12 protein-coding genes and 1 pseudogene are annotated in these 14,664 nt (G+C 59.6%); 4 read left to right on the forward strand and 9 right to left on the reverse strand.

The annotated features are described in order from the left end of the window. Window positions 1-40: 40 nt before the first annotated feature. The 3 genes from JFT85_RS16370 to phoB all read right to left on the reverse strand — a co-directional run bounded on the left by JFT85_RS16370 (window position 41) and on the right by phoB (window position 3,708). A complete protein-coding gene (locus JFT85_RS16370; RefSeq protein WP_053258701.1) occupies window positions 41-1,381 on the reverse strand; it encodes a hemolysin family protein in 1,341 nt (446 codons plus the stop codon). A gap of 269 nt (window positions 1,382-1,650) precedes the next feature. Continuing rightward, on the reverse strand, window positions 1,651-2,937 hold the full coding sequence (phoR, locus tag JFT85_RS16375) for a phosphate regulon sensor histidine kinase PhoR (protein WP_207201206.1): 1,287 nt from the start codon (window positions 2,935-2,937) through the stop codon (window positions 1,651-1,653). Window positions 2,938-3,018: 81 nt separating this feature from the next. Next, window positions 3,019-3,708, reverse strand: coding sequence for a phosphate regulon transcriptional regulator PhoB (gene phoB, locus JFT85_RS16380; protein WP_003195617.1), 690 nt, complete (start codon window positions 3,706-3,708; stop codon window positions 3,019-3,021). A 153-nt stretch (window positions 3,709-3,861) separates the two neighbouring features. On the opposite strand from phoB, the gene JFT85_RS16385 reads away from it, so the two are divergent. Then, window positions 3,862-4,242 carry a COG4315 family predicted lipoprotein gene (locus JFT85_RS16385; RefSeq protein WP_053258699.1) on the forward strand — a complete coding sequence of 127 codons (381 nt, stop codon included), beginning with the start codon at window positions 3,862-3,864 and terminating at the stop codon, window positions 4,240-4,242. A 32-nt stretch (window positions 4,243-4,274) separates the two neighbouring features. Here the strand turns inward: JFT85_RS16385 and ubiA are convergent, their stop codons facing one another. Together ubiA and JFT85_RS16395 are read right to left on the reverse strand one after the other, a co-directional pair. After that, entirely contained in the window at window positions 4,275-5,165 is an 891-nt protein-coding gene (gene ubiA, locus JFT85_RS16390) for a 4-hydroxybenzoate octaprenyltransferase (RefSeq protein ID WP_201230141.1), read from the reverse strand. Further along, window positions 5,165-5,728, reverse strand: a complete 564-nt coding sequence (locus JFT85_RS16395; RefSeq protein WP_069551177.1) for a chorismate--pyruvate lyase family protein — start codon at window positions 5,726-5,728, stop codon at window positions 5,165-5,167. The genes ubiA and JFT85_RS16395 overlap by 1 nt, the downstream gene beginning before the upstream one ends. A 195-nt stretch (window positions 5,729-5,923) precedes the next feature. On the opposite strand from JFT85_RS16395, the gene JFT85_RS16400 reads away from it, so the two are divergent. The 3 genes from JFT85_RS16400 (at window position 5,924) to JFT85_RS16410 (ending at window position 7,758) form a co-directional block, all read left to right on the forward strand. Beyond that, a complete protein-coding gene (locus JFT85_RS16400) occupies window positions 5,924-6,091 on the forward strand; it encodes a rubredoxin (RefSeq protein WP_053258696.1) in 168 nt (55 codons plus the stop codon). A 51-nt stretch (window positions 6,092-6,142) separates the two neighbouring features. Next, complete coding sequence (locus JFT85_RS16405) at window positions 6,143-7,291, forward strand: NAD(P)/FAD-dependent oxidoreductase (RefSeq protein WP_078827520.1); 1,149 nt, start codon at window positions 6,143-6,145, stop codon at window positions 7,289-7,291. A 191-nt stretch (window positions 7,292-7,482) separates the two neighbouring features. Beyond that, window positions 7,483-7,758 (forward strand): HU family DNA-binding protein, encoded by a 276-nt coding sequence (locus JFT85_RS16410; RefSeq protein WP_003213368.1) that lies wholly within the window; start codon window positions 7,483-7,485, stop codon window positions 7,756-7,758. A gap of 120 nt (window positions 7,759-7,878) precedes the next feature. Here JFT85_RS16410 and JFT85_RS16415 read toward each other — a convergent pair whose 3' ends face one another. From JFT85_RS16415 to JFT85_RS16430, 4 genes and pseudogenes are all read right to left on the reverse strand, one after another. Beyond that, window positions 7,879-8,355 (reverse strand): hypothetical protein, encoded by a 477-nt coding sequence (locus JFT85_RS16415; protein WP_201230142.1) that lies wholly within the window; start codon window positions 8,353-8,355, stop codon window positions 7,879-7,881. A gap of 306 nt (window positions 8,356-8,661) precedes the next feature. Further along, a pseudogene (locus JFT85_RS16420) lies at window positions 8,662-9,406 on the reverse strand (RHS repeat domain-containing protein); the annotation flags it as partial. A 183-nt stretch (window positions 9,407-9,589) separates the two neighbouring features. Next, the gene (locus JFT85_RS16425; protein ID WP_053258693.1) at window positions 9,590-10,252 is read right to left on the reverse strand and encodes a hypothetical protein; all 663 of its coding nucleotides are present in this window, start codon (window positions 10,250-10,252) and stop codon (window positions 9,590-9,592) included. 13 nt (window positions 10,253-10,265) lie between these two features. Beyond that, window positions 10,266-14,654: an RHS repeat-associated core domain-containing protein gene (locus tag JFT85_RS16430; RefSeq protein WP_242486541.1), complete on the reverse strand. Its 4,389-nt coding sequence runs from the start codon at window positions 14,652-14,654 to the stop codon at window positions 10,266-10,268. Window positions 14,655-14,664: the final 10 nt, after the last annotated feature.

Here is a 14,664-nt window from a genome sequence, read left to right on the forward strand (position 1 = left end):
CACATTTTGATCTTCAGTGTTTAGCCGAAGGTGTTGTTGCTCAATCGAGCAACAGCACCTTGGCCAACACGATCTTCGGCCCTTTCATCTTCTTGATGATGATGCGCAAGCCTTCAACTTCCAGCACTTCTTCTTCTTCCGGCACCCGCTTGAGGGTGTCGTAGATCAAACCGGCCAGGGTTTCGGCTTCGATGTGGTCCAGGTCGACGCCCAGCAGGCGTTCCACCTTGAACAGCGGCGTATCGCCACGCACCAGCAGTTTGCCCGGCTGGTAGGCGAGGATGCCGCGCTCGGCCTTGCGGTGTTCGTCCTGGATATCGCCGACCAACACTTCCAGCACATCTTCCATGGTCAGGTAGCCGATGATCTTGCCATCGGCTTCTTCCACCAGGGCGAAGTGCGCGCCGCCTTTGCGGAACTGCTCCAGCAACTGCGACAACGGCATGTGCCGCGACACGCGCTCCAGCGGGCGGGTCAGCTCGGCCAGGTTGAACGACTCGGGGATGTGGTCCAGGGCCGCCAGTTCCAGCAGCAGGTCCTTGATGTGCAGCAGGCCGACGAACTCGTTGCGCACCGCGTCGTACACCGGGTAGCGACTGAATTTGTGACGGCGGAACAGCGCCAGGATTTCCTTGAGCGGGGCGTTGAAGTCCAGGGTCACCAGGTCTTCCCGGGAGTTGGCCCAGTCCACCACTTCCAGTTCGCCCATTTCCACCGCAGAGGCGAGCACGCGCATGCCCTGATCGCTCGGGTCCTGGCCACGGCTTGAGTGCAGGATCAGCTTGAGTTCTTCGCGGCTGTAATGGTGCTCATGGTGTGGGCCAGGCTCGCCTTGGCCGGCGATACGCAAGATGGCGTTGGCGCTGGCGTTGAGCAGGTAGATCGCCGGGTACATCGCCCAGTAGAACAGGTACAACGGCACTGCCGTCCACAGCGACAGCAACTCGGGTTTGCGAATCGCCCAGGATTTGGGTGCCAATTCACCGACCACGATGTGCAGGTAAGAAATCACGAAGAAGGCGGCAAAGAACGACACGCCCTTGATCACCTCAGGCGATTGCACGCCCACGGCGCCCAGCAACGGCTCGAGGATGTGCGCAAAGGCCGGCTCACCGACCCAGCCCAGGCCCAGGGAGGCGAGGGTGATACCCAGCTGGCAGGCCGACAGATAGGCGTCGAGCTGGCTGTGCACGGTGCGCAGGATCTGCCCGCGCCAGCCGTTTTTGTGGGCGATGGCCTCGACCCGAGTGGCGCGCAATTTGACCATGGCAAATTCCGCCGCAACGAAGAAACCGTTGAGCAGTACCAGGATCAGTGCAAAAAGAATCATGCCGAAGTCGGCGAAGAGTGTGGCGAGGGTGATACCAGGGGAAGGGTCCATGATGGGGTTTTGCAGGTTCCGTGTGTTCAATGAGGGATGACAGGAGGGCCTGAAAAGCAGCCGCAAGTCGGCCAATGTAGCGGCTGGCGGGGCGCTTGCCTAGTGCCCGCTGCCGGGCGGGGCCTGGAATACATACGTCCACACGCGGCATGTCCAATGTGGGAGCGGGCTTGTTCGCGAAGGCGGTGGGTCAGCCAACACATTCATAGCTGACCTGCTGCCTTCGCGAGCAAGCCCGCTCCCACACTTAGTTCAGCGTCGTTTTCGGGTTATTCCTCGGTGTCGATCACCCGCGAGCGGGTCACCTGCGCTGGCGGAAAGTGGCAGGTAAAGGTGCTGCCATGGCCCAGCACGCTGCTGATTTCCAGCCGTGCACGGTGGCGCAGCAGCACGTGTTTGACGATGGCCAGGCCCAGCCCGGTGCCGCCGGTGTTGGAGTTGCGGCTGGAGTCGACGCGGTAGAAGCGCTCGGTCAGGCGGGGCAGGTGCTTGGCGTCGATGCCGATACCGGAATCCTGCACGCTCAGGTGTGCGCCGTGCTCGTCGGCCCACCAGCGGATGCGGATATTGCCCTTGTCCTGGGTGTACTTCACGGCGTTGAACACCAGGTTGGAAAAAGCGCTGCGCAACTCGCCCTCACTGCCTTTGAGCAAAACCAGCGGGTCGGCTTCCAGACTGATCTGCTGCCCGCGTTCACCGGAAAGCGCCTGGGCGTCGTTCTTGATGGTCTGCAACAGGCTTTGCACCGCCACCGGATGGTTATCCGACGGGTAGTCGGTGGCCTCAAGCTTGGCCAGCAACAGCAGGTCGTTGAGCAGTGTCTGCATGCGTGAACCTTGCTGTTGCATCTGTTGCAGGGCTCGGCTCCAGCGCGGGTTGATCTCGTCGACGTTGTCCAGCAGCGTCTCCAGGTAGCCACAGATCACCGTCAGCGGCGTGCGCAGCTCATGGGACACATTGGCGACGAAGTCTTTGCGCATTTGTTCCAACTGGTGGATGCGGGTGACGTCGCGCACCAGCATCAGGTGTTCGTTGTTGCCGTAGCGGGTCAGGTACAGCTGGATACGCACACGGTCGTTGGTGGGCGAAGGGATTTCCAGGGCTTCTTCGTAGTTTTCCTGCTCGAAATACTCTTTGAAGCGCGGGTGGCGCACCAGGTTGGTCACCGGCTGGCCACTGTCCTGAGGCGTCTTGAGGCCCAGCAGGGTCTCGGCGGCGCGGTTCCACCATTCCAGGTTGCCGTCGCTGTCGAGCATGATTACCGCGTCTTTGAGCGCGGCGGTGGACTCCTGCACACGGTCGATCACCGCTTGCAGGCGCCCGCGTACCCGTTGGTCGCGGCGTTGCAGGTGGTAGATGCTGTCGAACACCTCGCCCCACAGGCCGTAGCCATCGGGTGGTGCTTCATCGGGTTTGTGTTGGCGCAGCCATTCATGCAGGCGGAGCAGCTGTTTGAGCGTCCAGCCCAGATACAGGCCGATACCGACGGCCAGGCTCCAGCCGTAATAGCCGCTGACCAGGCCTACCACCAGGCAGCCGGTGATCAACAGCAGCATGTGGCGGATCAGGGTGCCATGCCAGTTCTGGTTCACTTAAACATGCGTCCTTGTCAGCTGTTAAGGAAGGGAAGGGCTGGCTCAGCCTTTGGTGGAAAAGCGGTAGCCGGTGCCGCGCACGGTTTGTACCAGATTCTCGTAGGCATCGCCCAAGGCTTTGCGCAGGCGGCGGATATGCACGTCCACGGTGCGCTCTTCCACGTACACATTGCCGCCCCACACCTGGTCGAGCAATTGGCCACGGGTGTAGGCGCGCTCCTGGTGGGTCATGAAAAATTGCAGCAGGCGATATTCGGTCGGGCCCATCTCGGCCGGCTTGCCGTCGATGGTCACGCGGTGGCTGATCGGGTCCAGAATCAGGCCGTCGACTTCGATCGGCGCTTCGCCATCGGTAGGGCCGGCGCGGCGCAATACAGCTTTCAGACGGGCGACCAGTTCACGTGGGGAAAATGGCTTGGTGATGTAGTCATCAGCGCCAACTTCCAGGCCCTGGATCTTGTTGTCCTCTTCACCCTTGGCGGTGAGCATGATGATCGGGATATCCCCGGTCAGCTCGTCACGCTTGAGGCGGCGGGCCAGTTCGATACCGGATGTGCCGGGCAGCATCCAGTCGAGCAGGATCAGGTCCGGCTTGCGGTCGACAATGATGGCGTGGGCCTGCTGGGAGTTCTCCGCCTCCAGGCAGTCATAGCCGGCCATTTCCAACGCAACGGCGATCATCTCGCGAATGGGCGCTTCGTCGTCAACGATCAGAATGCTCCTGCCAACCATGCCTAAATCCTCTTGTCATTTAACTGTCTTGCGCCGCATTAGATAACGGAATTATTGCAGTCGTGTGACAGTAATTTAGTCGCTTGGGCAATTCTTGGCACTCTGGACTACCCTTCGGGTCCGAATCCTGACAACCACAAAAGGAAGGTTCCGATGACTTACAGTACTTTTTCCTGGAAAGCCCTGCTGGTAACGGCGGCGTTGACGCTGCCGACACTGGCGTTTGCGGCCGAGCCTGCGATGACCAAAGACGGCATGTTGGTGGATCACAAGGGTATGACGCTCTACACCTTCGCCAAGGATTCTGGTGACAAGTCCATGTGCAACGACAAGTGCGCCACCAACTGGCCGCCGTTGATGGCCGAATCCACCGACAAGCCGATGGGCAAATGGACCGTCATCACCCGTGACGATCAAAAGAGCCAGTGGGCCTACAGCGGCAAACCGCTCTACACCTTCGTCATGGACAAGAAGGCCGGTGACATGACCGGTGAAGGCAAAATGGACGGCGCCTGGAAGGTCGCCAAGCCTTAGTTAAACCCGCTGGCGATGAGGGGCCTGGCCCCTCATCGAAACCCGTAATCCGCCACGATCCCGACAAAAATCGCCAACCCGGCCCAGTGGTTGTGCAAAAACGCCTTGAAGCATTTCATGCGGTCTTTGTCGCGGGTGTACCAGAACTCCCAGGCAAAACAGCCCGCCGCCGCCAGCAATCCAAGGTGGAACCAGCCTCCCAGCTCGAACTGCGCGCCCGCCAGCAACAGGCAGGCCAGTGACAGGCCTTGCAGGGTGAGGATGATCACGCGGTCGGCATCGCCAAACAGAATGGCCGTGGATTTCACCCCGATCTTCAAGTCATCGTCGCGGTCGGTCATCGCGTAATACGTGTCGTAACCCACCGTCCACAGCAAATTGGCGATGTACAGCAGCCACGCAGTGGCAGGCAGGTGGCCCGTCTCGGCGGTGAACGCCATTGGCATGCCCCACGAAAACGCCGCGCCCAACACCACTTGCGGGTAATAGGTATAGCGCTTCATGAACGGGTAGCTCGCCGCCAGCGCCAAACCGCCGAGGGACAGCAGGATGGTGGTGGCGTTGGTCAGCAGCACCAGCATGAAACTGACGCCCATCAACACGGCGAAAAACACCAGTGCCTCTTTGGCGCTGATCTTGCCGCTTACCAGCGGGCGTTGCTCGGTGCGTTTCACATGGCCGTCGACCTTGCGGTCTGCCCAGTCATTGATCACGCAGCCCCCGGCGCGGGTCAGCACCACACCCAGTACAAAAATCACGATATTGATCAAGGACGGCGAGCCCTTGCCGGCGATCCACAGCGCCCACAGCGTTGGCCATAGCAGCAGGTAGATGCCGATGGGCTTGTCCATGCGGGTCAACTGAATGAAATCCCAGGCCCTGGGGTTCAGGCGGTTCAAGGATTTAAGCAGGCGTTGATACATCAGCAGTTCTCCGGATGGTCATGCAACGCGTGCCAGAAGCTCGGCAGGAAAATTTCCGCCACCAGCACACTCAGCGGCCCGCGATCAAAGCGTGAGCGGCGCCCCCACAAGCCGTCGGCCTGGTCCGCGCTCGGCAGCCATTGCCGTGGGTAATGGCACACCTCGATGGGCTGGCGGGTGAAGGCGTGATCGCAAAACAGCAACTCGCCCAACGAACGGCTGCCCAACGCGTCCATATGCAACCCGTCGCCCTGCAGGGCACTGCGCGCCGCCACGCTGCGGGCGAACACCCACGGCTGGCCATGCCCGCGCAGATACACCTCGCGCACCCAACCGACAGTGGCCGGGGCCAGGCCCAGCGCCGCACATTCATCCTCGCGCAACGGCTGCCAGCCTTCGAACAGCGGCGTGACGCTGAACCCATCGTTGGACAGCCGCGTGAGCCGGCGCGTCAGCGAGCCTTCGTCGAACAGCCAATCGAGGGTCAAAGGCGCGGGCAAAGGGCTCAGAAGGCTCTGGGTCAGCCATTGGCAAGCATCGGGAAGGGCGATTGAGTGCGGCACGGTGAGTCAGTATTGGCAGCAAAAGAGGCGGCGAGCTTACCATGGCGTCCTGGGCTTTTGCCTTGCTGAACCGGCCCCATGCGTCGATCGTGCTTGCATCTGCCGGCCCCGATCAGTACAAAACGCCCTGAGCCGCACGGCAACGTAGGTCTATCGACCGTCGGCCAAGATGCCTGGACCCTGAGGAAGCAAGTAATGAAGAAGTGGCAATGTGTAGTCTGCGGCCTGATCTATGACGAAAAAGACGGCTGGCCGGATGACGGTATCGCACCGGGCACGCAGTGGCAGGACGTCCCTGAAGATTGGCTGTGCCCGGACTGCGGCGTGGGCAAAATGGATTTCGAAATGATCGAAATCGGTTAATGCCTCGAATTTAAGCACTGAGTTTAAGAAACGTACTACAAGGAGAAAGGAATGAACGCACCTGTCGTGATCATCGGCACAGGATTGGCCGGTTACAACGTGGCCCGGGAGTTTCGCAAGCTCGACAGCGAGACCCCATTGCTGCTGATCACCGCGGATGATGGGCGCTCCTACTCCAAGCCCATGCTCTCCACCGGCTTTGGCAAGAACAAGGAAGCCGATGGCCTGAGCATGGCTGAACCGGGTGCCATGGCCGAGCAACTCAAGGCCGAAGTGCGCACCCACACGCGCATCAGCGGCATCGACCCAGGCCACAAGCGCCTGTGGATCGGCGAGGAAGCGGTGGCCTACCGCGACCTGATCCTGGCGTGGGGCGCAGAAACTGTGCGCGTTCCGGTTGAAGGTGATGCGGCTGAGCTGATTTTCCCGATCAACGACCTCGAAGACTACGCCCGCTTTCGCGCCGCTGCCGCCGGCAAGCGCCGCGTGCTGGTGCTGGGCGCCGGCCTGATCGGCTGCGAGTTCGCCAACGACCTGATCCTCGGCGGTTACGAAATCGACCTGGTGGCGCCGTGCGAGCAGGTCATGCCGACCCTGCTGCATCCCGCCGCCGCTGCAGCAGTGCAAGCCGGCCTGGAAGGCCTTGGTGCGCGTTTCCACCTGGGCCCGGTGCTCAACCGCCTGCAGCGTAGCGCTGACGGCCTGGAAGCGCACCTGTCGGACGGTGAGGTCATCCACTGCGACCTGGTGGTCTCGGCCATCGGCCTGCGCCCGCGCATCGACCTTGCCGCCGCTGCCGGCCTGCAAATCAACCGTGGAATCATGGTGGACCGCCACCTCAAGACCTCCCACGCCAACATCTACGCCCTGGGCGACTGCGCCGAGGTTGACGGCCTCAACCTGCTCTACGTGATGCCACTGATGAGCTGCGCCCGCGCCCTGGCCCAGACCCTGGCTGGCAACGCTACGGCGGTCAGCTATGGGCCGATGCCGATCACGGTGAAAACCCCGATCTGCCCGCTGGTAGTCTCGCCCCCGCCACGCGGCACCGAAGGTGTGTGGAGCGTCGAAGGGCAGGGCGCCGACATCAAGGCCTTGTGCCGCGACGCCAGCGGCCGCCTGCTGGGTTACGCGCTGACCGGCAGTGCGGTTATGGAAAAACTGGCCTTGAACAAAGAACTTCCGCCGTTGCTGGCGTAAATACCGGTCGTTCTGTCGGAATAACCCTGTTTTTCGCTCTAGAAAGGTCGCCGCGAGACTGGCGGAGCGTGCGAGGGCATGCCATCCTCACTCCCGTCTGCCGCAGAGTAGAGCCTGCGGCGCCTTGGGCGTTGCTCCATAAGAGAGCAGCACGGACATAACAACAAAAAACCGTCAAAGAGGCTTCACTTATGCGTAAACCAGAACTCGCAGCCGCCATCGCTGAAAAAGCGGATCTCACCAAAGAACAGGCCAACCGCGTCCTCAACGCCGTTCTCGAAGAAATCACCGGCGCCCTGCACCGCAAGGACAGCGTCACACTGGTTGGCTTCGGCACCTTCCTGCAACGCCACCGCGGCGCCCGCACCGGCAAAAACCCGCAAACCGGTGAGCCTGTGAAGATCAAGGCGAGCAACACCGTTGCGTTCAAGCCGGGCAAGTCGCTCAAAGACAGCGTCAACCCGTAAGAGCAGGACCGTCTGAAGGGAGGCGGGTTGGTAAGAAAATGGGCACGCCGACTGGGTTGGGTGCCCATTTTTGTTGGGCTGTGTAATCACAGCTTTCAATGCATCTTGGCGTCGTCACGTTTATCCCCGAACTAACTCGTCATGCCCGTCTGGCGGTTCTTTTGCGACGAGCTCTTCGTAGTTCGCAGGTTCTGAGTTTAAATTCCCGGGAATCCATTCTCCATTTAATTGCTTGTAGCTGCTGGCTCTATACGGATACAAGTTCATGATTGCTGTAATTTCTTTTTGTAGGTTTTTTCCTTCATACCAAACACTGCCGCACTCGCCACAGCCCCAAAAGGGCGGGGATTGCTCATCAATCAGATCAACCCAGCCGGCGCATTGGCTAATCGGGCACCGATAATTGGCAGGCTGCGGTGCTGTGATTGGGGGTTGCTCAGCCTTCACGTATTGCGTTGAAGAACCGCAGGAAGGGCACTCAATCATGATAAAACGCTGGCCTTTTGCAAGGAGCGGTGCAATGAATTGTTGTTGCTTCGCGTCCAGCTCAAATGTCTCTTTGCAGAGCTGGCATCGGGCGTTATTAATTGAGTCCATATGGATTTTCCCCTTCAGGATACCAATGCAGGGCTTTGCTATTAGCTTTGTGGTAGGACTTGTCCATGAGTTCAAGGTTGCTCTGGCGGTTATTGCCACCCCTGAATATTGGCTTTTTATGATGCACGTCAAAGCCCTCGGGAACTTGGCCTTTTTTCATTCTATCTACCCCGGCCGGACCATATTTCTGAAGTGATTTGGGGTCTTTGGCCATTTTTTTCATGTACTTCTCTTTGGCACCACCTTTTTTGTCGAAGTTGGCGCGTATTTTTTTGATCTCACTCTTCGTTCTCTTGTGATAGCAGGTCTTCAGCCCCCATGGATCGATCCATGTAAGGGGGTTCGGTGAGTATTGGTAGAGGTTGAAACCTCCCTCCAACCCCACCGGGTCGGGAGTGGTAAACCGCCCCACATCCGGATCATAAAACCTGAACGTATTGAAATGCAGCCCCGTCTCGCGGTCCAGATACTGCCCCTGAAACCGTAGATTTTGCTCCTCGATGTAATAAGGCTCGCGCACCTCTTCCAGCGTGTTGCCCCACACCCGATAAGTCGCTTGCCAGACGCTGTGTCCGTCAGCTTCGGTCAGTTGCTCCGGCAACCCGTTCAGGTCGTTGTGGTAGTAACGAATTTTCTGCAGTGGGCCGTCACCGTCGACGCGGGCCAACAGTTGATAGCCGCCGTCGTCTTCATACACATAAAGACTGGTTTGACTGTGCTTGTGCTCCTGCAACAACCGCAGCCCATCCCACATGAACCGGGTTTCCCCCAACGGATACCCATCGCTGCCATGCTCGGTTTTTTCAACCCGCCGCCCCAGCGGGTCATACGCCATCCTGACCACGCTACCGCTTTCATTGCGCACTTCAACCAACCGGCTTTCCGCGTCATACGCAAACCGCTGCACACCACGCTTGGCACTGCGCTTCTCGACCATCCGCCCAAACGCGTCGTAGCGATAACGCTTGTCCTCATACGTCAGCAGCTTGTTATGCACCACCAACCCGGCACCCGCTTGCGGGCCATCCAGCAGGTTGGCGGCGGCGTCGTATTTGCTTCGGGTGCTGAGCTGGCCCTGGGTGCGCAGGCGAAACCCAGGGTATGTGAAGGTGACGGCCATGAAGTGATCGACCGCATCGCGTTCCTGCCGGTGGATGATGGACGCGGGTGGCTTCTCGGATAAGGGCCGGATTTACTTAGCTGGTTAATTCAAATCAATCTGTCTCACTCATCCTCAAGTGAATTGAACGAGGAAGTAACCACCCGTATCTCCCTCTTTCATCTTTTTCGCTCGATTATCGGCAAAAATGTAGCCGATACCTCCACCGAATATTCCTTCGTGGCTAGGGCTTATTTTTGCGATGTCAGCGTCGATTAGCTGAGCTAAAAAATAGTAACGAGGACTTTCATACAAAGGGTCTTGCAACCACGCCGGGCGCCCTAAAACCTTGCTAATACCCGCGCCACACTCCAAGTCCTCCAATTCTTCTTCCATTTGTTCGGGAGTCAGCGGCTGCTGGGCAATGTACGTCCGCGGAATCGGGTCAACCAACGTGGTAGGTGTGAGTTCACAGGTTGCCAGCGTGTGAAGCAGAACGCAGCTAAGGCCAAGTTTAAGCTTGTCCATCTCGCTTTGTTGATGGACGGTCAGCTGACGTACCGAAGAACGTGTGTAGGTTTCGTCATTTCGCTCAACGCAAACGAACACTGTCAGCGCCATTCCGGCGGGAATAAATGAGACGCCCAGGAACGCTGGGGTCATCATCATCACCGGTAGCATCAGTTGACCGGTTTTCGGATCCTTAGGCCACAGAGCAAGGTCTGTCAGCCAAGCTCCTCCGCCAATTTGCCCAAGGTTATGGTCTTGCTCTGAGAGAATGATTTGATTGATGCCCATAGCCCTTGATCCTTTAGAAACAACCTTTTCGTTTGGCAAATGACGTGGCAGACCGCCTCGCCGTTCTGGCCTGCTGTTGTGTGATGATGCCGGTTTTGACCAGCGAGTTGTGTATGGCTTGGGACATGATACGAATCTCCAGCTTCCCACGTTTGAGCATCTGGTTGGGCCCCATCCCTCGAGCGCGCCGCAAACGATTTTCCTCGGCATGCACCATGTCATGATGCTCGGGCGACAGCGCGATGGATGGATTGCCCTTGTAGCGCCGGCCCTTGGCTATACCTTTTTCTTCTAGGAATTTATTGCGGACAATTTCGTGTGCTTCCAGTCCGTCATTCTTATGGGCCTTGGCGCCATAACCAGCAACCTCGCCTTCTTTGAGCAGGCCCAGCGGGTCAATCCATCCGGACGTATTAGGGGCGTATTGGTAGAGGTTATCGCCACCCGCCAACCCAATTGGGTCTGGCGTCGTAAACCGTCCCACATCCGGATCATAAAACCGAAACGTGTTGTAGTGCAGCCCAATCTCCCGGTCCAGGTACTGCCCCTGAAACCGTAAATTCTGTTCTTCGATAAAGTACGCTTCACGGACCTCTTGAACTGTATTTCCCCAAACCTGATACCGCGCCTGCCACACGGTTACCCCGTCAGTTTCGGTCAATTGCTCCGGCAACCCGTTCAGATCGTTATGGTAATAGCGCACACTTTGATGCTTGTTCGCCCCATCCACACGCGCCAGCGGCGCATAGCTATCTTCTTCATAGATGTAGAGGCTGGTCTGGCTATGCCGATGTTCCTGCAGCAGACGCATACCTTCCCAGTCAAAACGGCTTTCGCCTAAGGGGTAACCTTGGCTGTCATGTTCAGTTTTGGCGGTGCGGCGGCCGAGCGGGTCATAAGTCATTTTCACGACTGTCTCCCGTCCATCTTTCTGACTGCGCACTTCAACCAGCCGGCTTTCAGCGTCATACGCAAACCGCTGCACGCCACGCTTGGCACTGCGCTTCTCGACCATCCGCCCAAACGCGTCGTAGCGATAACGCTTGTCCTGATACGTCAGCAGCTTGTTATGCACCACCAACCCGGCACCCGCTTGCGGGCCATCCAGCAGGTTGGCAGCGGCGTCGTAGGCGAAGGTTTCGCGCTGGCCGTGCAGGCTGTCCTGGCTGGCGATGATGCGGCCGGTGGCGTCGTAGTGCAGCAGTTGGCGATGTTGCGCGGTGGTTTGCTGGTCGAGCTTGCCGATCAGGTTGTCGGCGGGGTCGTATTCGAATTGCTTTTGCGTTGCCGCCGGCATCAGCGATGGCTGGCTGTTCAGGCGGCGCTGGCGTGAACGCAGGCGGCCGCTGCGGTCGTATTCGCTGCGGGTGCTGAGCTGGCCTTGGGTGCGCAGCACTTCGCGGTGCAGGCGGTCGCGTTCGAAGTCGCTGATGACCTGACCGTCGAGGTTGATCTGATGCAGGTGGCCGCTGCCGTAGTACAGGCGATTGAGCCAGCGCCCGTCCGGCAGTTGGGTCTGGATCAGGTTGCCGAGTTCGTCGTAGTGATGTTGCAGGTTGCCGGCGGCACTCTGTTCGGCAAGCAACTGGCCGACAGCGTCGTAGGCGAAACCCAAGGCTTGGGAATTGCCTTGCAGATCAGTGAAGGTCACAGCCGTGAGCTGATCCACGGCATCGTAGCTGTAGTCGGTGCGGCCATCGTCGGTGGTTTTGGCCACCAGTCGCCCGAGCGCATCACGCTCCAGCCGATGAACGATGGGCGCGGGTGGCGTCTCGGGCACTACCGCCAGTCCATTGCCATAAGGCGCAGGAAGCGCAGTCACCGCTGTGATGTTGTCGAGCAAGTCGTAGTCGTAGCGCTTGGCGCTGCCGTCGAGGTCTTGCTGCTCGGTCAGCCGATCCCCGGCGTCCCATGCAAACCGATAGCTTTCACCGTTCTCGTTGACCAGCGCTTGCAGCCGCCCGTAGCTGTCATACCCAAACTGCACCTGTCGACCATGGGCGTCGGTGCGCTGACGTACCTGGCCACGCCGGTTGTGTAGGTAGAGCGTGGTGTGCCCGGCGGGGTCGGTGTAGCCCACCAACTGCCCGCTGGCGTTGCGCTGATACAACTCGGTGCGCCCATCCGGTAATTGGCTGCTGAGCAAGCGGCCCTGAGCGTCATAGCTGAACTGCGTGCGTTCACCAAGTGCATCGGTGATGACCTGCAAATAGCCACGGTCGTCGTAGCTGAAACGCGTCGGGTAGCCCGAGCAATCGATATGCTCGACCAACTGCCCGAATGCATTCCAGCGCAGTTTTTTGCTTTTGCCGGTGGCGTCGACAATCTCCACGACTTGGCCATGGGCGTCATAGCGATAGCGGGTGATATAACCCAGCGGATCGGTCTCGGCAATGCAGTTACCGCGTGGGTCATAGCGATATTGCCAGCTGTTGTCGGCCGCGTCGGTTTCCACCAGCGGCAATGCCCAATGTTCCAGCCACAAGGTCGAATCACTGCGGCCCAGCGGGTCGGTTTCGCCGATTACGTTGCCGCTCTCATCGTAGCTGTATTCATAGCGCCCACCCAACGGATCAGTCGCGCTGAGCAATTGGCGTTCGTCGTTCCATTCGAATAGCCAAGTCTGGCCGAGGTTGTCGCTGTACTGAATGATCTGGTGCTGAGTGTTCCAGTACCGCGTGCTCACACGCTGCAGGCCATCGGTGATGCGCGTAATACCGGCCTGCAGGTCATAGTCGAACTGGTAAGCGTCGCCCTCATCGGTCCAATGCCTAACCACGCGCCATTCCAGGCCTTCAACCAGTACCCACTCATAGAAACAGCGCAATCCGGTGGGCAATTGATGTTCCACCATTCGGCGCCCGGCATCGTAGGCGAAGCGCCGCTGGACTTGATCGGTTGCATCGCGCACTTGCGCGAGATTGCCCGCCGCGTCGTAGCCGTAGCTCACCAGCACCTCGCGACGTTGATCCGGGTACAGGCGTTCAATGCGGCTCACATAGCCCTGATCACGGATCAGCTCAACCTGCACCAGATCGAACGTGTCGCGCAGACGCACCAAGTGCCCGGCTTCGTCATAGTCGAGGTAGATACGGTTGTCGTTACGATCACCCAATTGGCTCAGGCGCAGTCGTGTCGAGTTTGCGGGCGCCGGTTCGAACAAACGGTACATGCCGTCGTCGCTTTCGATCAGCAATTGCCCATTGAGGTGTCGCCGCACCGCAAGCCCTTCGCCCGCGCTGAACACTGCGCCGCCCAACGGAATGGAGCCCATGTCGATGGGCCGGCCCTGCTCGTCGGTATACACGAGCGTTTCGCCGCCCTCGGGATGCGGCTGAATGTCGACGCACACCTCGTAGGGCACGCTCCAACCGGCGCCAAACAGGCTGCTCGGGCGTTCATCGCGGCTGTTGTAGAAGCGCTGCCAGTCAATCGGGAGGATACCCGGCAGCACAAAATCCAGGTCGTCGACGTCGCCCAGTACCTTTGCGCCCGTCGCGGCATGCACCGGGTTCGACGAGCCCATCGCGGCGTTGGCCGCAGCGCCCATCGCGCTGCTGATGGCCATCGAGGTCGCACCGCTGACCAACATGCACGGCAACTTGCTGAAGAACTTGCCCTTGCCACCCTTGAGCATCAACAACGCCGTGACCGCCAGCCCAACCCCCGGGGTCTTGCCGCTGCGAATTTCACGCACCACCACCGAGCCGCCGCCGATGGCCACGTTGGATGAGATCAAACCGGACGACACCACCGTCGCATCGCAGGTACTGCGATCACCACTGCGCACAGCGGGCTGACCATTGATCGTGACCTTTTCCGAGCCTTCGGCAAGAAACTGCGGCGGCATTGGCGGGTGCTTCATGCACACGACCAAGTCCAGCGGCTTCGGCACGGCGCCTGGCGCGGGCGTTGCGACGGTGGGGCGCCACATCTGCGAGAAGAAGCCTTCGGCCATGTCCAGGTAACTGGGCTCTGGCTCAGGCTTGGTTTCTTCCAGCTCGGTGCCGGCCGGTGTGACATGGGAGCTGATCGCCCCTGCCGCGCGGGCGGCGGGGATGTTATTGGTGAGGGTGTTGGTGGAGCCGGTGAGAATGTTCGCCTGCACGGTGGGCGGAAATAAGGCGTTGCTAAAGGCATCGCATATCTTGGTCAGCCCTTTGTCCGCGCCACTCTTGCTCATGGCCAGGCCGACAATCGTGCCCACTACCGCGCCCAGCAGGAAGCAGCCGAGGCCGCCGGTGGCCACGGTAATGCCGGTGGCGGCCACCACGGCAGCGGTCGCGACCGCAGTAATCGCGATATTGGCCGCCACTTCCAGCACACCGCCGAGGATGTCCGCCATCATCGAGGTGTGGGATAGCGCATCGCCCATCCGGGCCGCCCATAACGCGTCAGACATGCAGGTTGCT

This window comes from Pseudomonas sp. TH04 (genome assembly GCF_016651355.1).
Taxonomy (GTDB): domain Bacteria; phylum Pseudomonadota; class Gammaproteobacteria; order Pseudomonadales; family Pseudomonadaceae; genus Aquipseudomonas; species Aquipseudomonas fluorescens.

Coding starts and splice junctions, on each gene's coding strand:
- JFT85_RS16370 (WP_053258701.1), bottom strand. CDS start 1,381: ATGGACCCTTCCCCTGGTATCACCCTCGCCACACTCTTCGCCGACTTC.
- phoR (WP_207201206.1), bottom strand. CDS start 2,937: ATGCTGCTGTTGATCACCGGCTGCCTGGTGGTAGGCCTGGTCAGCGGC.
- phoB (WP_003195617.1), bottom strand. CDS start 3,708: ATGGTTGGCAGGAGCATTCTGATCGTTGACGACGAAGCGCCCATTCGC.
- JFT85_RS16385 (WP_053258699.1), top strand. CDS start 3,862: ATGACTTACAGTACTTTTTCCTGGAAAGCCCTGCTGGTAACGGCGGCG.
- ubiA (WP_201230141.1), bottom strand. CDS start 5,165: ATGTATCAACGCCTGCTTAAATCCTTGAACCGCCTGAACCCCAGGGCC.
- JFT85_RS16400 (WP_053258696.1), top strand. CDS start 5,924: ATGAAGAAGTGGCAATGTGTAGTCTGCGGCCTGATCTATGACGAAAAA.
- JFT85_RS16405 (WP_078827520.1), top strand. CDS start 6,143: ATGAACGCACCTGTCGTGATCATCGGCACAGGATTGGCCGGTTACAAC.
- JFT85_RS16410 (WP_003213368.1), top strand. CDS start 7,483: ATGCGTAAACCAGAACTCGCAGCCGCCATCGCTGAAAAAGCGGATCTC.
- JFT85_RS16415 (WP_201230142.1), bottom strand. CDS start 8,355: ATGGACTCAATTAATAACGCCCGATGCCAGCTCTGCAAAGAGACATTT.
- JFT85_RS16425 (WP_053258693.1), bottom strand. CDS start 10,252: ATGGGCATCAATCAAATCATTCTCTCAGAGCAAGACCATAACCTTGGG.
- JFT85_RS16430 (WP_242486541.1), bottom strand. CDS start 14,654: ATGTCTGACGCGTTATGGGCGGCCCGGATGGGCGATGCGCTATCCCAC.